Source organism: Pseudomonas sp. IB20 (assembly GCF_009707325.1).
Classification (GTDB): Bacteria; Pseudomonadota; Gammaproteobacteria; order Pseudomonadales; family Pseudomonadaceae; genus Aquipseudomonas.
Genome location: NZ_CP046103.1, coordinates 3713105 through 3733468 on the forward strand (window position 1 = coordinate 3713105; position 20364 = coordinate 3733468).

At 60.5% G+C, this 20364-nt stretch carries 14 protein-coding genes, 1 other RNA gene and 2 pseudogenes; 4 read left to right on the forward strand and 13 right to left on the reverse strand.

What is annotated here, in order from left to right; genetic code table 11:
* Positions 1-13: 13 nt before the first annotated feature.
* The 3 genes from GJU48_RS17245 to dnaX all read right to left on the reverse strand — a co-directional run bounded on the left by GJU48_RS17245 (position 14) and on the right by dnaX (position 3677).
* Positions 14-1048, reverse strand: coding sequence for an NADP-dependent oxidoreductase (locus tag GJU48_RS17245; protein ID WP_094949598.1), 1035 nt, complete (start codon positions 1046-1048; stop codon positions 14-16).
* A gap of 167 nt (positions 1049-1215) precedes the next feature.
* Entirely contained in the window at positions 1216-1554 is a 339-nt protein-coding gene (locus tag GJU48_RS17250; RefSeq protein WP_094949597.1) for a YbaB/EbfC family nucleoid-associated protein, read from the reverse strand.
* 44 nt (positions 1555-1598) lie between these two features.
* Positions 1599-3677 carry a DNA polymerase III subunit gamma/tau gene (gene dnaX / locus GJU48_RS17255; protein WP_094949596.1) on the reverse strand — a complete coding sequence of 693 codons (2079 nt, stop codon included), beginning with the start codon at positions 3675-3677 and terminating at the stop codon, positions 1599-1601.
* A 133-nt stretch (positions 3678-3810) separates the two neighbouring features.
* Here dnaX and GJU48_RS17260 point away from each other — a divergent pair, with 133 nt between their 5' ends.
* On the forward strand, positions 3811-4572 hold the full coding sequence (locus GJU48_RS17260; RefSeq protein ID WP_094949595.1) for a substrate-binding periplasmic protein: 762 nt from the start codon (positions 3811-3813) through the stop codon (positions 4570-4572).
* A gap of 54 nt (positions 4573-4626) precedes the next feature.
* Positions 4627-4998, forward strand: coding sequence for a VOC family protein (locus GJU48_RS17265; protein ID WP_094949594.1), 372 nt, complete (start codon positions 4627-4629; stop codon positions 4996-4998).
* On the opposite strand, the gene GJU48_RS17270 is transcribed toward GJU48_RS17265, so the two are convergent.
* On the reverse strand, positions 4912-5871 hold the full coding sequence (locus GJU48_RS17270) for a DMT family transporter (protein WP_094949593.1): 960 nt from the start codon (positions 5869-5871) through the stop codon (positions 4912-4914). The two genes, GJU48_RS17265 and GJU48_RS17270, sit on opposite strands and share 87 nt — an antisense overlap.
* A 102-nt stretch (positions 5872-5973) precedes the next feature.
* Between GJU48_RS17270 and GJU48_RS17275 the strand changes: the two genes are divergently transcribed.
* Together GJU48_RS17275 and GJU48_RS17280 are read left to right on the forward strand one after the other, a co-directional pair.
* The gene (locus tag GJU48_RS17275) at positions 5974-6837 is read left to right on the forward strand and encodes a LysR family transcriptional regulator (RefSeq protein WP_094949592.1); all 864 of its coding nucleotides are present in this window, start codon (positions 5974-5976) and stop codon (positions 6835-6837) included.
* Positions 6838-6897: 60 nt separating this feature from the next.
* Positions 6898-7800, forward strand: a complete 903-nt coding sequence (locus tag GJU48_RS17280) for a DUF2167 domain-containing protein (RefSeq protein WP_094949591.1) — start codon at positions 6898-6900, stop codon at positions 7798-7800.
* Positions 7801-7876: 76 nt separating this feature from the next.
* Here the strand turns inward: GJU48_RS17280 and GJU48_RS17285 are convergent, their stop codons facing one another.
* The 9 genes and pseudogenes from GJU48_RS17285 to GJU48_RS17320 form a co-directional block, all read right to left on the reverse strand.
* Positions 7877-8467: a hypothetical protein gene (locus GJU48_RS17285; protein WP_094949590.1), complete on the reverse strand. Its 591-nt coding sequence runs from the start codon at positions 8465-8467 to the stop codon at positions 7877-7879.
* A gap of 1 nt (position 8468) precedes the next feature.
* Positions 8469-9515: an N-acetylmuramidase family protein gene (locus GJU48_RS17290; RefSeq protein ID WP_094949589.1), complete on the reverse strand. Its 1047-nt coding sequence runs from the start codon at positions 9513-9515 to the stop codon at positions 8469-8471.
* Between the two features lie 156 nt (positions 9516-9671).
* Positions 9672-10601 (reverse strand): annotated as a pseudogene (locus tag GJU48_RS17295) (N-acetylmuramidase family protein).
* Between the two features lie 426 nt (positions 10602-11027).
* An RNA gene (gene ffs, locus GJU48_RS17300) (signal recognition particle sRNA small type) lies at positions 11028-11124 on the reverse strand.
* A gap of 220 nt (positions 11125-11344) precedes the next feature.
* Positions 11345-12511 carry a zinc-binding metallopeptidase family protein gene (locus GJU48_RS25360; protein WP_094949586.1) on the reverse strand — a complete coding sequence of 389 codons (1167 nt, stop codon included), beginning with the start codon at positions 12509-12511 and terminating at the stop codon, positions 11345-11347.
* 57 nt (positions 12512-12568) lie between these two features.
* Positions 12569-14929 (reverse strand): annotated as a pseudogene (gene ligA / locus GJU48_RS17305) (NAD-dependent DNA ligase LigA); the annotation flags it as partial.
* 87 nt (positions 14930-15016) lie between these two features.
* A complete protein-coding gene (zipA, locus tag GJU48_RS17310; protein WP_094949584.1) occupies positions 15017-15880 on the reverse strand; it encodes a cell division protein ZipA in 864 nt (287 codons plus the stop codon).
* Positions 15881-16154: 274 nt separating this feature from the next.
* Positions 16155-19643: a chromosome segregation protein SMC gene (smc, locus tag GJU48_RS17315; RefSeq protein WP_094949583.1), complete on the reverse strand. Its 3489-nt coding sequence runs from the start codon at positions 19641-19643 to the stop codon at positions 16155-16157.
* Positions 19644-19645: 2 nt separating this feature from the next.
* Complete coding sequence (locus GJU48_RS17320) at positions 19646-20305, reverse strand: GntR family transcriptional regulator (RefSeq protein WP_094949582.1); 660 nt, start codon at positions 20303-20305, stop codon at positions 19646-19648.
* Between the last annotated feature and the right edge of the window lie 59 nt (positions 20306-20364).

Consider the following 20364-nt stretch of genomic DNA (forward strand, 5'->3'; position numbering starts at 1 on the left):
TAGCGTCAAATGGTCAATCCTGCGCGACGCGTACCACCAACTTGCCGAAGTTGCGCCCCTCGAGCAAACCGATAAAGGCCTCGGGCGCCTGCTCCAGGCCGTCGACCACGTCTTCGCGGAACTTGATCTTGCCATCGCGCACCCATGGCGCCATGGCGCTGAGGAATTCCGGCTGGCGATCGCCATAGTCGTCAAACACGATAAAGCCCTGGATGCGCACGCGCTTGGTCAGCAAGGTGCGTTGCAGCGCCGGCAAGCGGTCAGGCCCGCTGGGCGCTTCATGGGCGTTGTAGCCGGCGATCAAGCCGCACAGGGGCACCCGAGCCTTGGGGTTAAGCAGCGGCAGCACCGCGTCGAACACCTTGCCGCCGACGTTTTCGAAATAGATATCCACGCCTTCGAAGCACGCCAGGGCCAGCTCATTGGCGAAGTTGGCGCTCTTGTGATCGATGCAGGCGTCAAACCCCAGCTCGTCCACCACGTAGCGGCACTTGTCCGCGCCACCGGCGATCCCTACCACACGCAAGCCCTTGAGCTTGGCCACCTGACCCACCACTGAACCCACTGCACCGGACGCCGCCGCGACCACCAGGGTTTCCCCGGCCTTGGGCTGGCCGATGTCCATCAGGCCCATGTACGCGGTCATGCCCGGCATACCCAGCACACCCAACGCCATCGACGGGCTGAGCAGGCCCTTGGGCACCGGCATCAGGTTGCGGCCATCGCAAATGCTGTGGCTTTGCCAGCCGGTGGAGCCGACCACCAGGTCGCCCACTGCAAATTTCGGAGACCGCGACTGCTCGACACGGCTGACAGCGCCACCGGTCATCACTTCGTCGATTTCCACCGGCGCGGCGTAGGACGGTGCGTCGCTCATACGGCCGCGCATGTACGGGTCGAGGGACAAGTACAGCGTTTTCAAGAGGACCTGGCCGTCTGCCAGCTCCGGCAGATTCACACGCTCCAGGCGAAAGTTTTCCGGGGTCGGCGCACCTTGCGGGCGCGAGACCAGGACGATGCGCTGGTTGAGAATTGGTTCTTGAGGCATGAGGAGGCTCCTTTATCGAATCCATCGGTATAGGGTGCAGACCACGCTGACTCGACCGAGGTTCAGCTCGAGTGACGAGGCGGTGCGCCGATTCGACAAGCCCGCTCGCCAGAGACAAAAATGCCAGGCGCGAGGCCTGGCATTTGAGTCTAGCTATTGGCAGCCGATCAGAACGGCAGCTTCATGCCCGGCGGCAGTTGCATGCCAGCGGTCACGCCGGACATTTTGTCCTGGCTGTTGGCTTCGATCTTGCGCACGGCATCGTTGACGGCCGCGGCGAACAGCGCTTCAAGCATTTCCAGGTCATCTTCGCTGGTGCCTGGCAACACGCTCGGGTCGATGCTCACGCGCTTGATGTCGTGACGGCCGGTCATCACCACGCTGACCATATCGCCACCGGCTTTACCGGTGACTTCGGCGTTGGCCAGTTCTTCCTGCATCTTGGCCATCTTTTCCTGCATCTGCTGTGCCTGCTTCATCAGGCCGGCCATGCCACCTTTCATCATGGGAATCACCTCAAAAGTACGTGGATCAAGTTAGTAGCCCGGTGTTATGACGCTGCCACCGGGGCTTCGACAGGTTCAATAGTATCGTGACGGACGACCGCACCGAACTGTTGCATCATTTGCTGGATGAGCGGATCCGCCTGGATCGAATTTTCTGCGTCACGCTGGCGGTTGATGCGTCGGCGTGACGCGGCCTGGGCCGGGGTTTCCTGCTCAGGCTTGATCAACTCGATGGCGACGGTCAGCGTGCGCTCATGGTACTGGTTCAGCGCGTCGTTGAGCCGGCGCTGCTGGGTCGCGTTGAACAGTGCGCTGTGAGCCGGGTCCAGGTGCAACAGCCAGTGGTCGCCTTCGATGGCGATCAAGGTGCAGTTGGCCGCGATGCTGCCGGTCATGCCGGAGATCGGCAGTTTCGGGAACAACTCCAGCCACTGCAACGCCAGGCCGGTGGCCGGGGCCGCAGCGGGTTCGGCTTCGGGCTCAGGCGCCGGTTCAGCGGTGTGCTCGCTGGCCAGGTCGTCCAGGTAGCTGTAGGCCGAATCCATGTCCGGCTCGATGTAGTCTTCGTCCAGCGGCGGCTCGTCGTCGAGGTCAATACCTGGGGTGGCGGCTTCGACTTGGGCAACGGTCGGCTCCGGCACTGGGGCGGACACCCACTCGGGCGCGGCGGGCACCACACTGTCCGGCGTCGGCGTTGGCATTGGCGTCAAGTCGGGCTGTTCACCGGCTGTCTCAAGCACCGGCTCGACGAAAGGCTGCAGTTCGGCTTCAGCCTCTACAGGCTCGTTCCACGGCAAATCGACCACCGCGGCCAGCTCGGGCTCGGGCTCGGGCTCGATCACCGGTTCCGGTGCGACCACAGGCGCGACAGCTACAGGCTCGGGCTCAGGCTCAGGCTCAGGCGCAACCGGCGCAACCGGCGCAGGCGCAGCCACTACTGGCGCAACCACCGCCGCGCCAGCCACTGGTTTGGCGGAATCAACTGTGGCCTGGCTGATCCCCACTGGCTTTAGCGGCTGTCTCGGTGCGTCTGCCGTATCAGCCGGCCGGAACGCCAGCATTCGCAGCAGGACCATTTCAAAGCCACCGCGCGGGTCCGGTGCCAGGGGCAAGTCCCTGCGACCGATCAGGCCCATTTGGTAGTAGAACTGCACGTCTTCGGCCGGCAATGCCTGGGCCAACGCCAATACGCGATCGCGGTCGCCATGGCCGTTGTCGACACCCTCAGGCAAGGCCTGGGCGATGGCGACGCGGTGCAGCACATTGAGAATTTCCGAGAGCACGCCGTTCCAGTCCGGGCCTTGCTCCGACAAGTGGCGCACGGCCTCGAGCAACGCCTTGGCGTCGCCTTCGATCAGCGCGTGCAGCACGTCGAAGACTTGCCCGTGGTCGAGGGTGCCGAGCATAGCGCGCACATCGGCGGCCATGACCTTGCCTTCACCAAAGGCGATGGCCTGGTCGGTGAGGCTCATGGCATCGCGCATCGAACCATCGGCAGCGCGGCCGAGCAACCACAGGGCGTCGTCTTCGAACGGCACGTTCTCGACACCCAGCACGTGGGTCAAATGCTCGACCACACGCTCGGGGGTCATGTTTTTCAGGGAGAACTGCAGGCACCGCGACAAAATCGTTGCAGGAAGTTTCTGCGGATCAGTGGTGGCCAGGATGAATTTGACGTAGGGCGGCGGCTCTTCCAGGGTTTTCAACAAGGCGTTGAAGGAATGGCTGGAGAGCATGTGCACTTCGTCGATCAGGTAGACCTTGAAGCGGCCACGGCTCGGCGCGTACTGCACGTTGTCGAGCAGCTCGCGGGTGTCTTCGACCTTGGTGCGGCTGGCGGCGTCGATCTCGATCAGGTCGACGAAACGCCCTTCATCGATTTCCCGGCACACCGAACAGGTGCCGCAAGGCGTGGAGGTGATGCCGGTTTCACAGTTCAGGCATTTGGCGATGATGCGTGCAATGGTGGTCTTGCCCACCCCCCGAGTACCGGTGAACAGGTAGGCGTGGTGCAGCCGTTGGCTGTCCAAGGCATTGATCAGAGCCTTGAGCACATGGGTCTGGCCGACCATTTCGCGGAACGAGCGCGGACGCCATTTACGTGCAAGAACCTGATAACTCATCGAAAACCGTCGCAACTGGGAAGCGGAAGCCGGTAATGCTAGCGGAGCAAGGGGGAAATTGCATCCGGCACGCTCGTCTAATCTGACTAAGCTTGCCTGAATGGCCCCACAAAGGCCTGAACCCGGAGAGTGTATGCGCGTAGTCCTGGGCGCCTTATGGATGATTTCCCTTGCCAGCCTCGCGGCACCCGCGCCGTTGCGCTTCTCGGTTTCCGACAGCTGGGGGATGCCCATGGCCCAGATTGAGGACAACCGGCCGACCCAGGGCATTTTGTATGACGTGATGTTAAGCCTGGCCACTCAGGTCGAACGCCCGGCCGAGTTCCACGTCCTGGCCCGCGCGCGGATCGCCAATGCCATGGAGCACGGCGACATTGATGTGCGCTGTTATGTCGCCCAGGCCTGGGTCGACAACCTGTCCGGTGATTACACCTGGAGCGTGCCGCTGATGGTGCTGCGTAATGTGCTGGTCAGCGCTCGTGAGCAGCCAGTAGAGGTCACCTTGCTGGCCCCTCAGCCAATCGGCACCGTACTCAATTACCACTACGCCGCCCTCGCCCCCCTCTTCGCCCAAGGCCAACTGACCCGCGACGACTCGCGCAGCGAAGAGCTGGTGCTGCACAAGCTGGTGGCCGGGCGTTTCGAATACGCGGTGATCAACGAATGGATATTGGACCGCTTCAACCTGAAGATGCCCCAGGATAAGCGGCTGCACAAGGTTGCAGTGATCGACGAGCAAAGCCTGGGCTGCATCGTGCGCAATGACCCGAACGTGCCGGTGCAGCGGATCTTGCGCACGCTGTTGCGGATGAAAATGTCCGGCGAAATCGATGACATCATCAAGCTTTACACCGGGGAAGATCCGCAACCCCTGCCGACTCCTGACAAGAACTGACAGCACCGCCTTATAGACTGGGCGCACTTAACCGCCTGTTCTCAAGGAGCCTGCATGAACACCGTCGCCCACTACTTCCTGCTGTATGTCGACAGCCCGGCCACCAGCGCCAACTTCTACAGCCGCCTGCTGGGCAAGCCGCCGGTGGAGCTCAACCCGACGTTTGCCCTGTTCATCCTCGACAACGGCGTGAAGCTGGGGCTGTGGTCGCGGCACACCGTGGAGCCGGCGGCGCAAATGACCGGCGGCGGTAGCGAAGTGGGCTTCTTACTGCCAGACCAGGCTGGTGTCGATGCGCTGTATGATCAATGGGCAGCATGCGGCGCGACGATTATTCAGTCACCGGCCCCTGTGGATTTCGGCTACACCTTTGTCGCCCAGGACCTCGACGGCCACCGGCTGCGCGCGTTCAGCCTGAGCGATTGACCGCCAACGGCCTTCCAGGCTGATGGCCGCGATACTGGCCAGCACCATCACACCGCCGAGCATCACCTGCACGGCAATGTGCTCACCCAACAGTGTCGCAGCCATCACCATCGCCACTGGCGGAATCAGGTACATCGCCACCGATGCGCGGCTGACCTCGACATGCTTCAACACATACCCCCAGGCCACATACGCCAAGGCGCTGGGAAAGATACCGAGCACCAACACCGACAGGTTTTCCGGCAGCGGTGCCCGCGCTACGGCGGCTGGCAAGCCTGGCAGGTTCACACACAGCATCAGCGTGCCCGCCCACACCATGTAACACGCCATGGTCAGCGGGCTATAGCGATGGGCGTAGTGTTTCTGGATCACGAAGTACAGGCTCCACGACACTGCCGCCACCAGAATCAGCAGACCGCGCGGGTCCATATCCGCCACGCCATGATCACCCCAGATCACCACCAACACGCCGAGCAGGCCCAGCAACACACAACCCCAACGCCAGGCACTGACCTGCTCCTTCAAGCAGAAAAACGCGATTAATACGCTGAACAGCGGCGCCGACTGCGCCAGCACACTCGACGCCGCCGCCGTCACCCACTGCTGCCCGTAATTGAGGCTGGTGTGGTGCAAAAAAACGCCGAAGAAACCCAGCACCAGTAGCCACGGCATGTCCCGCCAGCGCGGCCGGCCGATGCCCACCACCAAGGCCACGCCGCCCATGAATACCGACGCAATCAGAAACCGCAGCAGCGCCAGCTGGCCGGGGCTGTAGCTGTGCAAGCCTATGTGCACGCCAATCGGCGAATAGGCCCAACAGAGGATGACGCTGGCGATGACTAGCGTAAGCTTTACGGGTGACGGGGTATTCATCGACGGCGTCCGGCAACTGAGAAGGAATGCCGCCAGTCTTGGCCCGGGCACGGCGCAGGACAATTAAGCGTTTCTGACTTCTGAAATCACTGGAACTGAGCAATGGAACTGGCCCAACTGAAAATGGTGCGAGCCGTGGCGCAAACCGGCAGCGTGGCCCAGGCCGCCCTGCACTTGCATTGCGTGCCGTCCAACATCACCACGCGGATCAAGCAGTTGGAAAGTGAGTTGGGCACGCCGCTGTTTATTCGTGCGGGCCGCGGGCTGGCGATCAGTGCCGCCGGTGAGATCTTCCTGGATTATTGCGAACGCATCCTGGCACTGGTGGACGAATCCAAACGCGCCGTGGACGCCAACGCCATTCCCCGTGGCACCTTGCGCATCGGCGCCGTCGAGTCCAGCGCCAGCGGCCGCCTGCCGCCGCTGCTGGCGGAATACCATCGGCGTTACCCGGACGTCTCGCTCGAACTGGTCACCGGCGCCTGGGCACAACTGCTGGACGACTTGCAACATCACCGCCTCGACGTGGCGCTGGTGGCCTCGGGTGGCAAACGCGCCAAACTCGAACACAGCGTGGTCTACAGCGAACGCCTGGTGCTGATCGCCAGCGCGTCCAGTGCACCGATCAACAACGCCGAAGACCTGGCCGGGCGCACGTTGCTGGTCTGGCCGCCCGGCTGCCCCTATCGCGCGGCGCTGGAAAACTGGGTCAAGCCCCATGACTTCAAGCCAAGCATCGCCAGCTATGCCAGCTGGGGCACGATCATCGGCTGCGTCAGCGCCGGGATTGGCGTAGCGTTGGCGCCGGAAGGCATCCTGGCCCGCTATGAGCAGGCGAATCAGTTGGCGTCTTATCGATTTGAGGAACTGCAGGCCGTGGATAACCTGCTGTTCTGGCACAAGGACACCCAGCGGCACTTGGCACGGGATGCGTTTGCCGGGCTGCTGCGCGAGACGTTTGGCTAACTCACGCAGCGAATTTCAGATATTCTCCCGCGAAATTAATTCAAAATGTAAGGGACTACCATGAATTACCTCCGCACGTTGATGGCGGCGGCCGCGCTGAGCCTGTCTGCCATACCCGCTTTGGCTGCCCCAGCGCCTGTGCCCGAAGAAGCCAGCGCACCCGCCGAAACGGCCGAACACTTCCTCGCCTCTCTCAAGCAGAAGACCGGCACAGTCACGCTGCCCAGTGGCATTGCAACCCTCAAGCTCAACAATGAGTTCTACTACCTCGACCCCGCCGACACCGAGCGCTTGCTGACCGATGGTTGGGGTAACCCGCCCGGCTTCAAGACCTTGGGCATGATCGTGCCAAAAGCCGTCAGCCCGTTGTCGGAACGCGGCTGGGGTGTGATCGTCAGCTATAAGGCTGACGGGCACGTTTCCGACGAGGACGCGGCGAAAATCGACTACGCCGAACTGCTCCAGCAAATGCAGGAAGAAGACGAAGAAGACAACAAACAGCGCCAGAAACAAGGCTACGCGGGCCTGCACCTGCTCGGCTGGGCCGAGCCGCCGCGCTACGACGACACCACTCACAAGATGTATTGGGCACGCGAGCTTAAGGCCGACGACGCCCAGCAGACCACCCTCAACTACAGCATCCGCGTGCTGGGCCGTGAAGGCGTGTTGGAACTCAACGCCGTCGCCGCCATGGCCGACCTGGCCACCATCCAGCAGGAAATGCCCAAGGTCTTGGCCTTTACCAACTTTACCGATGGCAACCTGTACACGGACTTCAACCCGAAGACCGACAAACTTGCCACTTACGGTCTGGCGGCTTTGGTCGCGGGCGGGATAGCGGCCAAGGCCGGGTTGTTTGCCAAGATCGGCATATTCCTGCTGGCGGCGAAGAAGTTTCTGGTGATCGGCGTGGTGGCGCTGCTCGCTGTGATCCGCAAGCTGTTCAACCGCAACAAGGCCTGAACCCCGGATATAAAAACGCCGCAACGTGCATAACACGTTGCGGCGTAGAGGGTTGGCTCATTGGCAGAGGGTTGGCTCAGTTTTTTGGTGCAGACAAGCGACTGTATTGATCCTGGCTGATCCAGCCGGTAAACGTATGGTCCTTGGCATTGGTGAACTCAACCTGAGCCCAGCCATCCTTGAAGGCCAGCACCCCGACCACATCATCCTTGACGATGTACGGGTGTTTGCCCGCAGTCTCGCCAGGCTTTTCCAGCAGGGAGGCCTTTTCGGCAGTCACCGTCACCAGGCCGATCCATGGGTTGCTGGCGGTTTGAGTCAGGTCCAGGCCGGTGGCGATTTCCGGCATCAGCACGCTCAGGCAGCCCGGATGCTGACGGCCCTGCTCCACGGTCAGGATCACGCCGTCGGAGGAAGGCGCGACGCTGCCGGGGTAAGCCTCATCGAGCCAGGTGGTGAGCGCTTCGGGCGGGCCTTGCAGGTAGAACGCGCAGCTGCGAGTCACGCCCTCGCCCAGCTCTTCGGCGTAATAACCTTCGACCTGATGCTGCGGCGTGACCGCCAGCATCAACCCTTCGTACTTACCCGAGTGCAACGCGGTGGCGTCGGCAAACACGGGCGCCACGGCACATAACGACAACACACCAATCGCTAAAAAACGGGTCATCTTATTTCTTCCCTTCCAGTGCTTCGTAGGCCTTTTTGATACGGCTGTCATAGTCGCCGTAATCCTTGCCGTTATAGTTACGCGCCATGGCGACATAGTCTTTGTCTTTCATAGCCTTTATCAACGCCGGGCTTTTGCTGCAAAAACCGAGGAAAGCCTTTAGTTGATTACCGGCATTAATCTTTAATGCCGCCGCGAACTCAAACACCGTCTTGTAACCACAGGAGGTGTAGTTGAACCCCATGATTTGAAACATACCCCAGGACGCCGACATCAACGCCGCTTCCTGGTCCAGGGCAAACGCGGTAGCCATGGTTTCCCACGCCTTGGTCTGATCCTTGTTATTCGCCTGCCACTGCGGGCCGGCCTTTTTCACGTAAGGGTAGGACAGCAACGGGTGCGCCTGGTCGTAGATATGCTTGGTGTATTTGCGAAACAGGTGCCCTTCAAAAGCGATCACCGGCAACTTGGCCGGCCCGAAACCGGAGCGCCCGCCGGATTCCACGGTCGCGAAGGCCTTGATGATATTCACCGAAATACCGCTGCCCAACTGCGTGGCAGCGTTCTGGAAGTCGCTCTCGGTGAGCATCATCCCCCCGTCACACGTGGCCTGGAGCATCAATTGCCGGTTACGCCGCTCGGCCTCGACCATCGCGCGCATGCGGTCCAGGTACACATTGACCGTGGCCTGCACGGCGTCGCCATTGTTATTGCCGAACACGTTGAGAAAGCTCGGGATGCGCATCGTCGGGAAGGCTTTCACCGGCACCTTCACCGCTTCTTCGATCAGGCTGTTGAAGGTCCGACCCGTGGGGTCGATCACCCCATCGGGGTGCGCGTACTTGAGATGGCGAAACTGATATTGGCTGATGCATTGCACCAGCTGGCCGTCGCACTTGCCGTTTTCGGCGAGCGTAAAGCCCATCTTGGGAATGATCAAATTGAATAAATACTGGATGCACTGAACATCGGCAGGCAAGTTGCGCGCTTTACCGGGCGCGCCTACCGATGCACTGATAAGACGGGGCAACCCTTGCAGGCTTTTCATCACAGACATCCTTGTTAGTTAAAGAAGTGATGGCACTTCAATATCAAGCCAGCACACTTGTTACACCTTGAAACAAGTGGCCGGCGCACGCTAACAAGATGCTTTTAAGTTGTCCAGTAGGGGTGTCGAGCGTTGTGAGACAGCCAGCATGCGCGGCTATTTTTTTCGTTCAAACGCCTCAAAAGCTTTTTGGATTCGCTTGTCGTAATCGCCATAGTCGCTCCCATTGTAGTTGCTGGCCATGCCAGCAAAGTTCTTACTCTTCATGGCTTTGAACAAGGCCGGGTTCTTGCTGCAAAACCCGACGAACGCCTTCAATTGCTGGCTGGCATTGAGCTTCATCGCGGTGACAAAATCGAACACGTTCTTGTAACCACAAGCGGCATAGTTAAAACCCATGATCTGAAACATGCCATAGGAGGCCGACATCAGCGCCGCCTGCTGATCCAACTTAAACGCATCGACCAGTGTCCGCCATGCTGTCGCCTGGTCCTTGTTATTGGTCCGCCATTGCATGTCGGCCTTGGTCAGATAAGGGGCCGACAAATGGGGATGGCTCCTGTCGTATTTATTCTTGGTGTACTTGTGAAAGATGTGCCGCTCATACGCGATCATCGGCATTCCCGCTGGCCCGAACCCGGAACGCCCAGGCTAGTCAGCGTCAGTCAGGTTCACGCCACCATCGCACGTGGCCTGCGTTACCAACTGCTGTTTGTCTGGAACAGCTTGGATCGGCGCCGAGGTGCGCTCAAGGCCCTGATTAACCTTGGCAGCGGGCGTTTCACTGGTTTGGGTATCAAGACTCGCCTTGCGCGCATCCTCAACCAAGCTGTTGAACGTTCGGCCTGCCGGGTCAATCACCCCGTCGGGTTTGGCAACCTTGATACGATTTAACTGATATTCGCTGATGCGCTGGACCAACAAGGGGCCGCACTTGCCGTCCTCCACTAACCGCGAAGCGGATTGGGGCGTGATCAGATTAAACAGGCGTTGAATGTTTTGAACATCAGCAGGCACATTGCGGGCCTTGCCTGGCGTGCCAACGGAAGCACTGATAAGACTGGGTAAAGCTTGGAGGCTGGGCATGGCAATCATCCTTGTTAAGGAAAGTGAGTGCCATCACTTCTTTACTACTCCAGCATCACAGTCATTTTTAAAAAATACGCATGACTGACGCTAGCAGGTGGCTCGGCGTTGTCCAGCAATGAGATTGAACGTTGTGAAAAGCGCCAAGGTTTCCACAACGTATTGGAAAACGGGGCTGGCTAAATCAAAATGTTCAGGGTGCATACATCCTCGAAAGCCAGTGAAGACGGGGCCACGCTTCATTCATTTAGAGATTTTCATCTGACGCATACGTCGTTTCAGAGACCGAACCCGAAGTATGCCACCCTTCAGCGCAGGTGATCGTTCTTGAGCGCACAGCACAAATCGATTCGCAGGCAGTGAATGCCGGCAAAAACTATAAGAAATGGAATAGGGGGATCTGCAAGGAGAGCGTTATGGAGGCAACCCCACCAGCCACACCCCGGCACACAATGTTCCCGCTGTGGCTGCTGCCTTCCGGCTCTGACCAGGTTCACGGGTAATCGTTGCGGGGGGACCGATGGGGTCACCATAACGACGCTAGCCTCTCGGCAAGCCGCGCCATTGTACCGATCTGATCGGAAGTTACAACCGTTGATGCCGGATTAAAATATGAAGGGGCTCAAGCACTTGCCATAGCCTTGAATGTCACCCCTCCCACATTTTGATCACTGGGCCTGTAATACCTCATCCGCCCTTCAGCACTTGCCATAGCCTTGAATGTCACCCCTCCCACATTTTGATCACTGGGCCTGTAATACCTCATCCGCCCTGCCGCCCTCTTCCTGGATCACCAAGTGAATGAAGTGCAGCTTGGCAATCACCGCCGGCGGCAACACAAAGGGATAGAAATCCGGCTGGCCCATGCTGCGCGACAGCTCGTTGAGCATGCCGGCCAGTTCGATCCACGCATTGACGAATGACAGGAACGCCGCGCCACCGGGGTGTTCGGGATCGTAAAGGGTGCTGAGGGGAAACGGCTGGTAATCCAGGTCCATCTCACGGGCGCTCATGCCAAAGCCCAGGGCGGTGTCGACGGCGTCCATCATGTGCAGGTAGTGGGCCCAGGTTTCGGCCCAGTCTTCCCACGGGTGCATGGTGGCGTAGGCGCTGACACAGGTTTGCTGCCAATCCGGGCGCGGGCCGTTCTGGTAGTGGCGCTCGAGCGCCTCGGCATAACTGGCGCGTTCGTCGCCGAACAGGTTGCGAAAGGGCTCAAGCCAATGGCTATTGGCAATTAGCCGGTCCCAGTAGTAATGCCCAACTTCATGCCGAAAATGCCCCAGCAAGGTGCGGTAGGGTTCGCGCATTTGCACACGGATTTTTTCGCGGTGGGCGTCATCGGCTTCCTTGATGTCGAGGGTGATCAAGCCGTTGGCATGCCCAGTGGTGGGCGCGTTGCCCCCAAGGTCAATGCCGACGAAGTCGAAGGCCAGGCCAGTGTCTTCGTCAACGCTTTTGGGCACCACTTGCAGGCCCAGGCTGATCAGTTGCGCCACCAGCCGGCGCTTGGCGGTTTCGACTTTGCGCCAGCGATCGGGGTTTTCCGGGACGGACAGGTCGGGGATGGTGCGATTGAGGCTGCAGGCCACGCACAGCGGTGCGGTGCTATGGGCCGGAATCAGCCAATTGCAGGCTGCCGGGGTGTCGAGGTTGGCACAGCGACGGAAGGCGCCGGCAGCAAGGTTGTCGTCCGCCAGCCAGGTGTCGGCGACCGGGCCAGGTTGCAGGGACGATAATCGGCTCTGTTGTGGCTGGTAGCCCAGCAGCGCCTGGCAGGCCAGGCACTGGCTGTTGCGAAAGAACAGGGCTTGGCCGCAACGGCATTGCCACACCTTGCTGTTGCGCGAAGACTCGGCCATGAACGGTGCGGCGATGCGCGAACTGAGTTGCTCGAAGTAGCGGAACATGGCGATCTCTCCCTGGGTGACCAAGACTAGATCATATTCCGCCCGCAATCGCGGTGCGGTGATGTTGTGCTGGGCCAGGAACGCGACGAACGCTTCTTCGTCGAGGACCTTGAGCCCCAACTCGGTGGCCTTCGCCAGTTTAGAACCCGCGCCCGGCCCGGCCACCACGCAATGGGTTTTCGCCGACACCGAACCCGCCACCTTGGCGCCCAGGCTTTCGAGCTTGTCCTTGGCCACATCGCGGCTCATCAGTTCCAGGGAGCCGGTCAGCACCCAGGTATGCCCGGCTTCCGGCAAGCCTTCGACGACCTTCTTCTCGCTCTGCCAGTGCATGCCGAAGTCCTTAAGCTGCTGCTCGATGGCCAGGGCGTGGTTGGCGTTGTCGGGGTTATCGAAGAAATCGCGCACCGCCTTGGCCTGCTTCTCAGGCAGCGCCTGGCGCATGTCCAGCCAGTCGGCCTTGATCACGCCTTCCAGGGAACCAAACTTGTCCGCGAGTTTCTGCGCGGCACCCGGCCCGACGCTGGGCACGTGCAGCTTGTCGAGCAGGCCGCCCAAGGTGGTGCTGGCAGCGAACTCGGCGCTCAGGTCGCCCTGATCCTGCAATTGCAGCGCGCATTCATCCGGCGACAACAGCGCGCCAATCACCTCTTGGTTGTGGCTGTCTTCGAAGAAGCTGTGAATCTCGTGTGCCACTTCCAAACCCACGTCCGGCAAGTACGTCAGCACTTCAGGCAAGGCCTTCTGCACGCGTTCCAGGGACGCCAGGGAGCGTGCCAGCACCTTGGCGGTCTCCTCGCCCACGTCCGGAATGCCCAGGGCGTAGATAAAGCGCGCCAGGGTCGGGGTCTTGCTGTTTTCGATGGCGGTGATCAGCTTCTTGCTGGAAATGTCGGCGAAGCCTTCCAGGTCGATGATCTGCTCGTACTTGAGCGTGTAGAGATCCGCCGGCGAGCCGATGAGTTTTTCATCCACCAACTGCTCAATGGTCTTGTCGCCCAAGCCGTCGATGTCCATGGCACGGCGCGAGACGAAGTGAATAATCGCCTGCTTGAGTTGCGCACCACAGGCCAGACGCCCGACGCAGCGGTACACCGCGCCTTCGCTGACGGTTTCCTTGCCCTTGCTGCGCTTGACCAGTTGCGTGCGCTCCACATGGGAACCGCACACCGGGCAGCGCTCGGGGATCTGCACCGCGCGAGCGTCTTCTGGGCGGCGCTCGGTGACCACCGACACCACCTGCGGGATCACATCACCGGCGCGGCGGATGATCACCGTGTCGCCGATCATCAGGCCCAGGCGCGCGACTTCATCCATGTTGTGCAAGGTGGCGTTAGAGACCGTCACACCGGCGACCTTGACCGGCTTGAGGCGCGCCACCGGCGTTACGGCGCCGGTACGGCCGACCTGGAATTCCACGTCGAGCAGTTCGGTCAGCTCTTCCATGGCCGGGAATTTATGCGCAATGGCCCAGCGCGGTTCGCGGGCGCGAAAGCCCAGTTCACGCTGGGAGGCAATGCTGTTGACCTTGAATACCACGCCGTCGATTTCATAACCCAGGCTATTACGCCGTTCGCCGATATCGCGGTAGTAGTCCAGGCATTCCTGAATGCCCTTGGCCAGCTTCAACTCGTGGCTGATCGGCATGCCCCACTGCTGCAACTGCTTCAAGTTGCCGATATGGGTATCGCTGATATCCGCCGTTACCTGGCCAATGCCATAGCAGCAGAATTCCAGCGGGCGGCTGGCGGTAATCTTCGAATCCAACTGGCGCAAGCTGCCGGCGGCGGCGTTACGTGGGTTGGCAAAGGTCTTGCCGCCGACTTCCAGCTGCGAGGCGTTCAGCCGCTCGAAACCGGCCTTGGACATGAACACTTCGCCGCGCACTTCCAGGGTCGCAGGCCAGCCCGTGCCGTGCAGCTTCAGCGGGATATTGCGCACCGTGCGCACGTTGACGCTGATGTCCTCACCGGTGGTGCCGTCGCCACGCGTGGCGCCACGCACCAGTTCGCCGTCTTGATACAACAGGCTGACCGCCAGGCCATCCAGCTTGGGCTCGCAGCTGTACTCCACCACCGCGCCACCGCCAAACAGATCGCCCACCGGCAAGTCGAGCCCTTCGGTCACCCGGCGATCAAATTCGAGCAGGGTGGTTTCATCAAACGCGTTGCCCAGGCTGAGCATCGGAATTTCGTGCTTCACCTGAGTGAACGCCGACAGCGCCGCACTGCCAACCCGCTGCGTCGGTGATTCACGCGTTACCAACTCCGGGTGCTCGGCTTCGAGGGCTTTGAGCTCATGGAACAGCCTGTCGTACTCGGCGTCCGGAATGCTCGGCTCGTCGAGGACGTGGTAACGGTAGTTGTGCTGATCCAGTTCAGCGCGCAATTGGAGGATGCGGGTATGGGCGGCGGTCATGGGTGTTCTCTCAGAAAGCAAAAGAGCAGCCGAAGCTGCTCAATATGTTAATGCGCTTATTCTACTGACAACGCTGAAGACCAAGCCTCAGCGTTTTTGTGTCAGGGCGCGACGTTCGAACTCAACGATGCGCTGACGGTAGTGTTCGATGGTCTGGGCAGTCAGGACGCTGCGTTGGTCGTCCTTGAGCTCGCCGTTCAATTCCTGCGACAGCTTGCGGGCCGCGGCCACCATCACGTCGAACGCTTGTTTCGGGTGACGCGGCCCTGGCAGGCCGAGGAAGAAGCTCACGGCCGGGGTGCTGAACAGGTCGATATCGTCCAGATCGAAGGTGCCCGGCTTGACCGCGTTGGCCATGGAGAACAGCACTTCACCGTTACCGGCCATGCTTTCGTGGCGGTGGAAAATATCCATCTCGCCAAACCGCAGGCCGCTTTCCAGGATGTTCTGCAACAGAGCCGGGCCTTTGAAACCGGCGGCGTCGCGGCAGATCACACTGATCACCAAGACTTCTTGGGCGGCCGGCTGATCGTTGACCGATTGGCGCGGCGCGCTCTTAGTCGGGGTTTCATCGGGAAAGTCGTCATCACGGCTGCTGAAGCTCGGGCCGTCATCGACGCCCAGGTTCAGGTCGCCTTGATGCGGCTCGGCCACCGCAGCGCTACCGCGCTTGCCACGTTTGGACGAGGGTTCACGGGCTTCACGCACCGGCGCGCTCATCGACGGCAAGTCGTGTTCGTCCAGTTGCGGCTCTTTATGGGTATCCAGCACACGAGGCGGCCCCAGCAACTCGGCGCTGCCGTCATCGTCGGGCAGGTTGGACAGGTTGCGGTCCAGACGGAATTTGAGCTTGCCCTTGCCACCGCGCATGCGGCGCCAGCCATCAAAAAGAATACCGGCAATGACAATAATGCCGATGACGATCAGCCACTCGCGCAGACCGATTTCCATGTAATCCCGTGCCTCTATAAAAAAATGCTGAAAAATAAGGGGTTTAGCACCGTGCAAACCGCTTTAAAACGTGGCGCCAACTCTATGTTCTGACTGACGTTTTGCCCACGTATACGAGGAATTGACAATAAACTAGCACGACCTAAGATAACTTTACACAGTTGGCGCGAAATGTGTGGATCTGCCATCTTAATAACTGTGAGCTACGAGCCCTAAGCTACAAGCCTCAAGCTCAAAGCCAACTCACTTGCAGCTTTGCGCTCACAACCTGCTGCTAGGCGTCGACCATCGCCATCGCTTCTTCGACATCCACCGCCACCAAACGCGAACAACCCGGTTCGTGCATCGTGACACCCATCAGCTGATCAGCCATTTCCATGGCGATCTTGTTGTGGGTGATATAGATGAACTGCACCGTCTGGGACATCTCTTTAACCAACCGAGCGTAGCGTCCAACGTTAGCGTCATCCAGCGGGGCGTCAACTTCGTCGAGCATGCAAAACGGTGCGGGGTTCAACTTGAAGATCGCAAATACCAGGGCCAATGCCGTCAGTGCCTTCTCGCCGCCGGACAGCAAATGGATGGTGCTGTTCTTCTTACCTGGAGGCCGCGCCATGATCGTTACCCCTGTATCGAGTAGATCTTCGCCTGTCAGTTCCAAGTAAGCGCTGCCACCACCAAAAACTTTCGGGAATAACGCCTGTAAACCGCCATTAATCTGATCAAAGGTATCTTTGAATCGATTACGGGTTTCCTTGTCGATCTTGCGGATCACGTTTTCCAGGGTGTCCAGGGCTTCCACCAAGTCGGCGTTCTGGGCATCCAGATAACGTTTACGCTCGGACTGCTGCTGGTACTCATCGATGGCGGCGAGGTTGATCGCGCCGAGCCGTTGGATACGTGCAGCAATGCGCTCAAGTTCTTCTTCGGCGTCTTTCTCGTTGGCCTGGGCGGTCAGCGTATTGAGCACGCCGTGCAGGTCATAGCCGTCTTCCAGCAACTGGTCTTGCAGGGTCTTGCGGCGCACGGTCAGGGCTTGCCATTCCATGCGCTGTTGTTCGAGCTGGCCGCGAATCAACTGGGATTGTTGTTCGGCCTGGGTCCGGCGTTTTTCTGCATCACGCAGTTCACGGTCGGCATCTTCCAGGGCGATCTGCGCGGTCTTGAGTTCTTCGTCGACGGTCATGCGCTTGTCGAGCAACTCTTCAAGCTTGAGCCGCAACTCTTCCAGCGGCGCTTCGCCCTCCTCCAGGTTGAGGCTCAGTTGCTCGCGCTTTTCGGTGAGGCGCTCGGACTGCATCTCCAAGCGCTCAAGGGCTTGGCGCGTGGACGTGTGCTGAGCTTGCAGCGAGCCGAGGCGCACTGCCAGTTGGTGGGCATGGTCCTTGTGCTGGCGGGCTTCCTGGCGCACGCGGTCGAGGCGTTCGCGCAGGCTGTCGCGCTGGGCCAGCAGCAGTTCGCGCTGCTCGGTGTCGAGCGCCATGCTGTCGAGCGCTTCCTGCAATTGCAGGCGCGCTTCGCCGATTTGTTCGTGTTCCAGAGCGCGCTGCTCACCCATCTCCGCCACTTCTTCGTCGAGGCGGGTGCGGCGCAGGGACAGTTGCTCGACCTTGGCCTTGCTCGCCGACAGCTGGGCTTTAAGTTCGCCTTGCTGGCGCGCTTCGTCCTGCAACAGACGGCGCAGGTGTTCGCGGCCGGTCTCTTGCTGGCGCTGGGTGGCGCGCAGGGTTTGCAGTTCGGTTTCCAGGCTTTCCAGGGTCGCTTCGCGTTCTTCACGCTCGGCAATCAGGCTGACGATTTCCTGGCCACGCGCCAATACGCCGCTTTCCGCTTCGCTGGCACGGCGCACGCGCAAAAAGTGCCGGCCAACCCAGTAGCCATCTCGGCTGATCAGGCTTTCGCCGGCCGCCAGCTGACCGCGTTGAGCCAGGGCCTGTTCCAGGGAATCCACCGGTTTGACGTGGCCCAACCACGGCGACAGATCAATCGCCGCGTCAACTTTATCGAGCAAACTGCCCGGCACCCGAGTGCCATCGGCCGCCGGGCTGAGCAAACGCAGATCGCCCTGAGTAAAGCCGGCCAGGTCAAAGCCGCCAAAATCATCGACCAGCACGGCCTGCAGGTCGGCGCCTAACACGGTTTCCACCGCCAGCTCCCAACCGGCCTCAACCTTCAAGCCTTCGGCCAGGCGTGGGCGCTCGGCCAGATGTTGGTCGCGCAGCCACTCAGCCGTGCCGGTGCCCGGGTCCAACGCGGCTTGCTGCAAGGCTTCAAGGGACGCCAAGCGCCCATTCAACCGCTGCAAATCGCCCTGGGCCTGCTGCTGCCCCTGGCTCGCCTGCTGCAGTTGCTGACGCAATTGCTCCAGGCGCTCCACTTGCTGTTCTTCACTGGCTTCGAGCTCTTCCAGGGTCATTTCGCTTTCAGCCAGTTGCTCGCTCAGCTGCATGATCGCTGCGTCTTCCGGGTCGGCGGCGAGCAATACGCGCTCTTCCTGCAGACGGCGCTGACGTTCAGCCAGGCGTTCCATGCTGGTTTCCAACTGCTGGATGCGCGACTGCTGCACCTCAGCCTGGCGGCGGGGCTCGGCGGATTGCAGGTTGAAAGCGTCCCACTGCTCCTGCCAGCCGTGCATGGTGGTTTCGGATTCTTCCAGGGCGGCGGCGGCTTCTTCGGCGGCGGCGTTGGTGACTTCCTGCTCGGGGGTGAGCATATCCAGCTCTTCGCCGAGGGTCAGCAGCAAGGTGCGGTCGTGGCCCAGGTGCGACTCGGTCTCCAGGCGCGCGCGTTCGGCTTCCTTCAAATCATCCTGCAACTGGCGCAGGCGCTGCTGGCCGTGCTGGATGCTCTGCTCGACCCGGGCAATATCGCCGCCCACCGAATAGAAGCGCCCCTGCACCAAGTTGAAGCGCTCGGACAAGTCATGATGGCCGTCACGCAGGCGCTCAATGCTGGCGTCGGCATTGCGCTGTTCGGCCACCAGCGCTTCAAAGCTGATTTCCTGGGTACCGATGATCGCTTCGCGCTGGCCGACCTGATCATTCAGCGCCTGCCAACGCAGGGCCGAGAGTTGCGCCTTGAGCTGGCGTTCTTCGCCTTTGTATTCCTGATACTTCTCGGCGGCCTGGGCCTGGCGGTGCAGGCGTTCAAGTTGACGCTCCAGCTCTTCGCGCAGGTCGGTCAGGCGGGCAAGGTTTTCGTGGGTGCGGCGGATACGGTTTTCGGTTTCGCGGCGGCGCTCCTTGTACTTGGAGATGCCGGCGGCTTCTTCGATAAAGTTACGCAGGTCTTCGGGCTTGGCTTCGATCAGCTTGGAGATCATGCCCTGCTCGATGATCGAGTAGCTGCGCGGGCCTAACCCTGTGCCAAGGAAGATATCGGTGATGTCGCGACGGCGGCACTTGGTGCCATTGAGGAAATAACTGTTTTGGCTGTCACGCGTCACTTTGCGGCGAATGGAAATTTCCGCGTAGGCCGCGTACTCGCCGACCAGCGTGCCGTCGGAGTTGTCGAACACCAGCTCGATACTGGCCTGGCTCACGGGTTTGCGGCTGGTGGAGCCGTTGAAGATGACGTCGGTCATCGACTCGCCGCGCAGGTTTTTTGCCGAGCTCTCGCCCATCACCCAGCGTACGGCGTCGATGATGTTCGACTTGCCGCAGCCATTGGGCCCCACCACTGCCGCCATGTTACTGGGGAAGTTCACCGTGGTGGGGTCGACGAAGGATTTGAACCCCGCCAGTTTGATGCACTTGAGCCGCACGCTTAGGCGTCCGCCAACGCAGCAATCACCAGCGAGCAACTGCGCTGGCCATAGGCCGACAGTACCTGGCGAATCTGCACCAGGTCACGCGCCAGCACGGCGGCGAGCAGCTGCGCGAACAGCGCCAGGTACTCGCTCATCTCGGCCTTGCGTTGATCCAGCGCCAGGTAATAGGCACGGTTCATCGCCGGCTGCAGGTTCTCGACGGTTTCCTGCAAATACGGGTTATTCGCGAAGGGGTAAGCGGCGCGCATCACGTTGAAGCTTTCTTCGACGAAGGCGCGGATGTCCTGGCGTTCGAAACTGGCGATCAAGCGCTGCTGGATCTGCAGGAACGGCGCCATGTCGGCCTGGGTCTGCCAGCCGTCGGCAACGGCGTTACCGAGCAGGATGTACAACTCGCCCATCAACGTGCACAGGCTCTGCACCTTGTGCGCGGTCAGCTCGGTCACATGGGCGCCACGGCGCGGCAGAATCGCGATCAGGTGGCGGCGTTCGAGGATCAATAAGGCTTCACGCACGGAACCACGGCTGACATTCAATGCCAGCGTGACTTTCTGTTCCTGGATCCGTTCCCCAGGCTTGAGATCGCCGCGAATGATACGTTCGGCGAGGTGGTGAGCAATTTGCTCGGCGAGACTGTCCGGCGCCTTGAACGTCATGTTTTCCCTTCAGAATCTTCTATCTATACAAGCGCGGCAGTGTAGCGCATTGGCTGGCT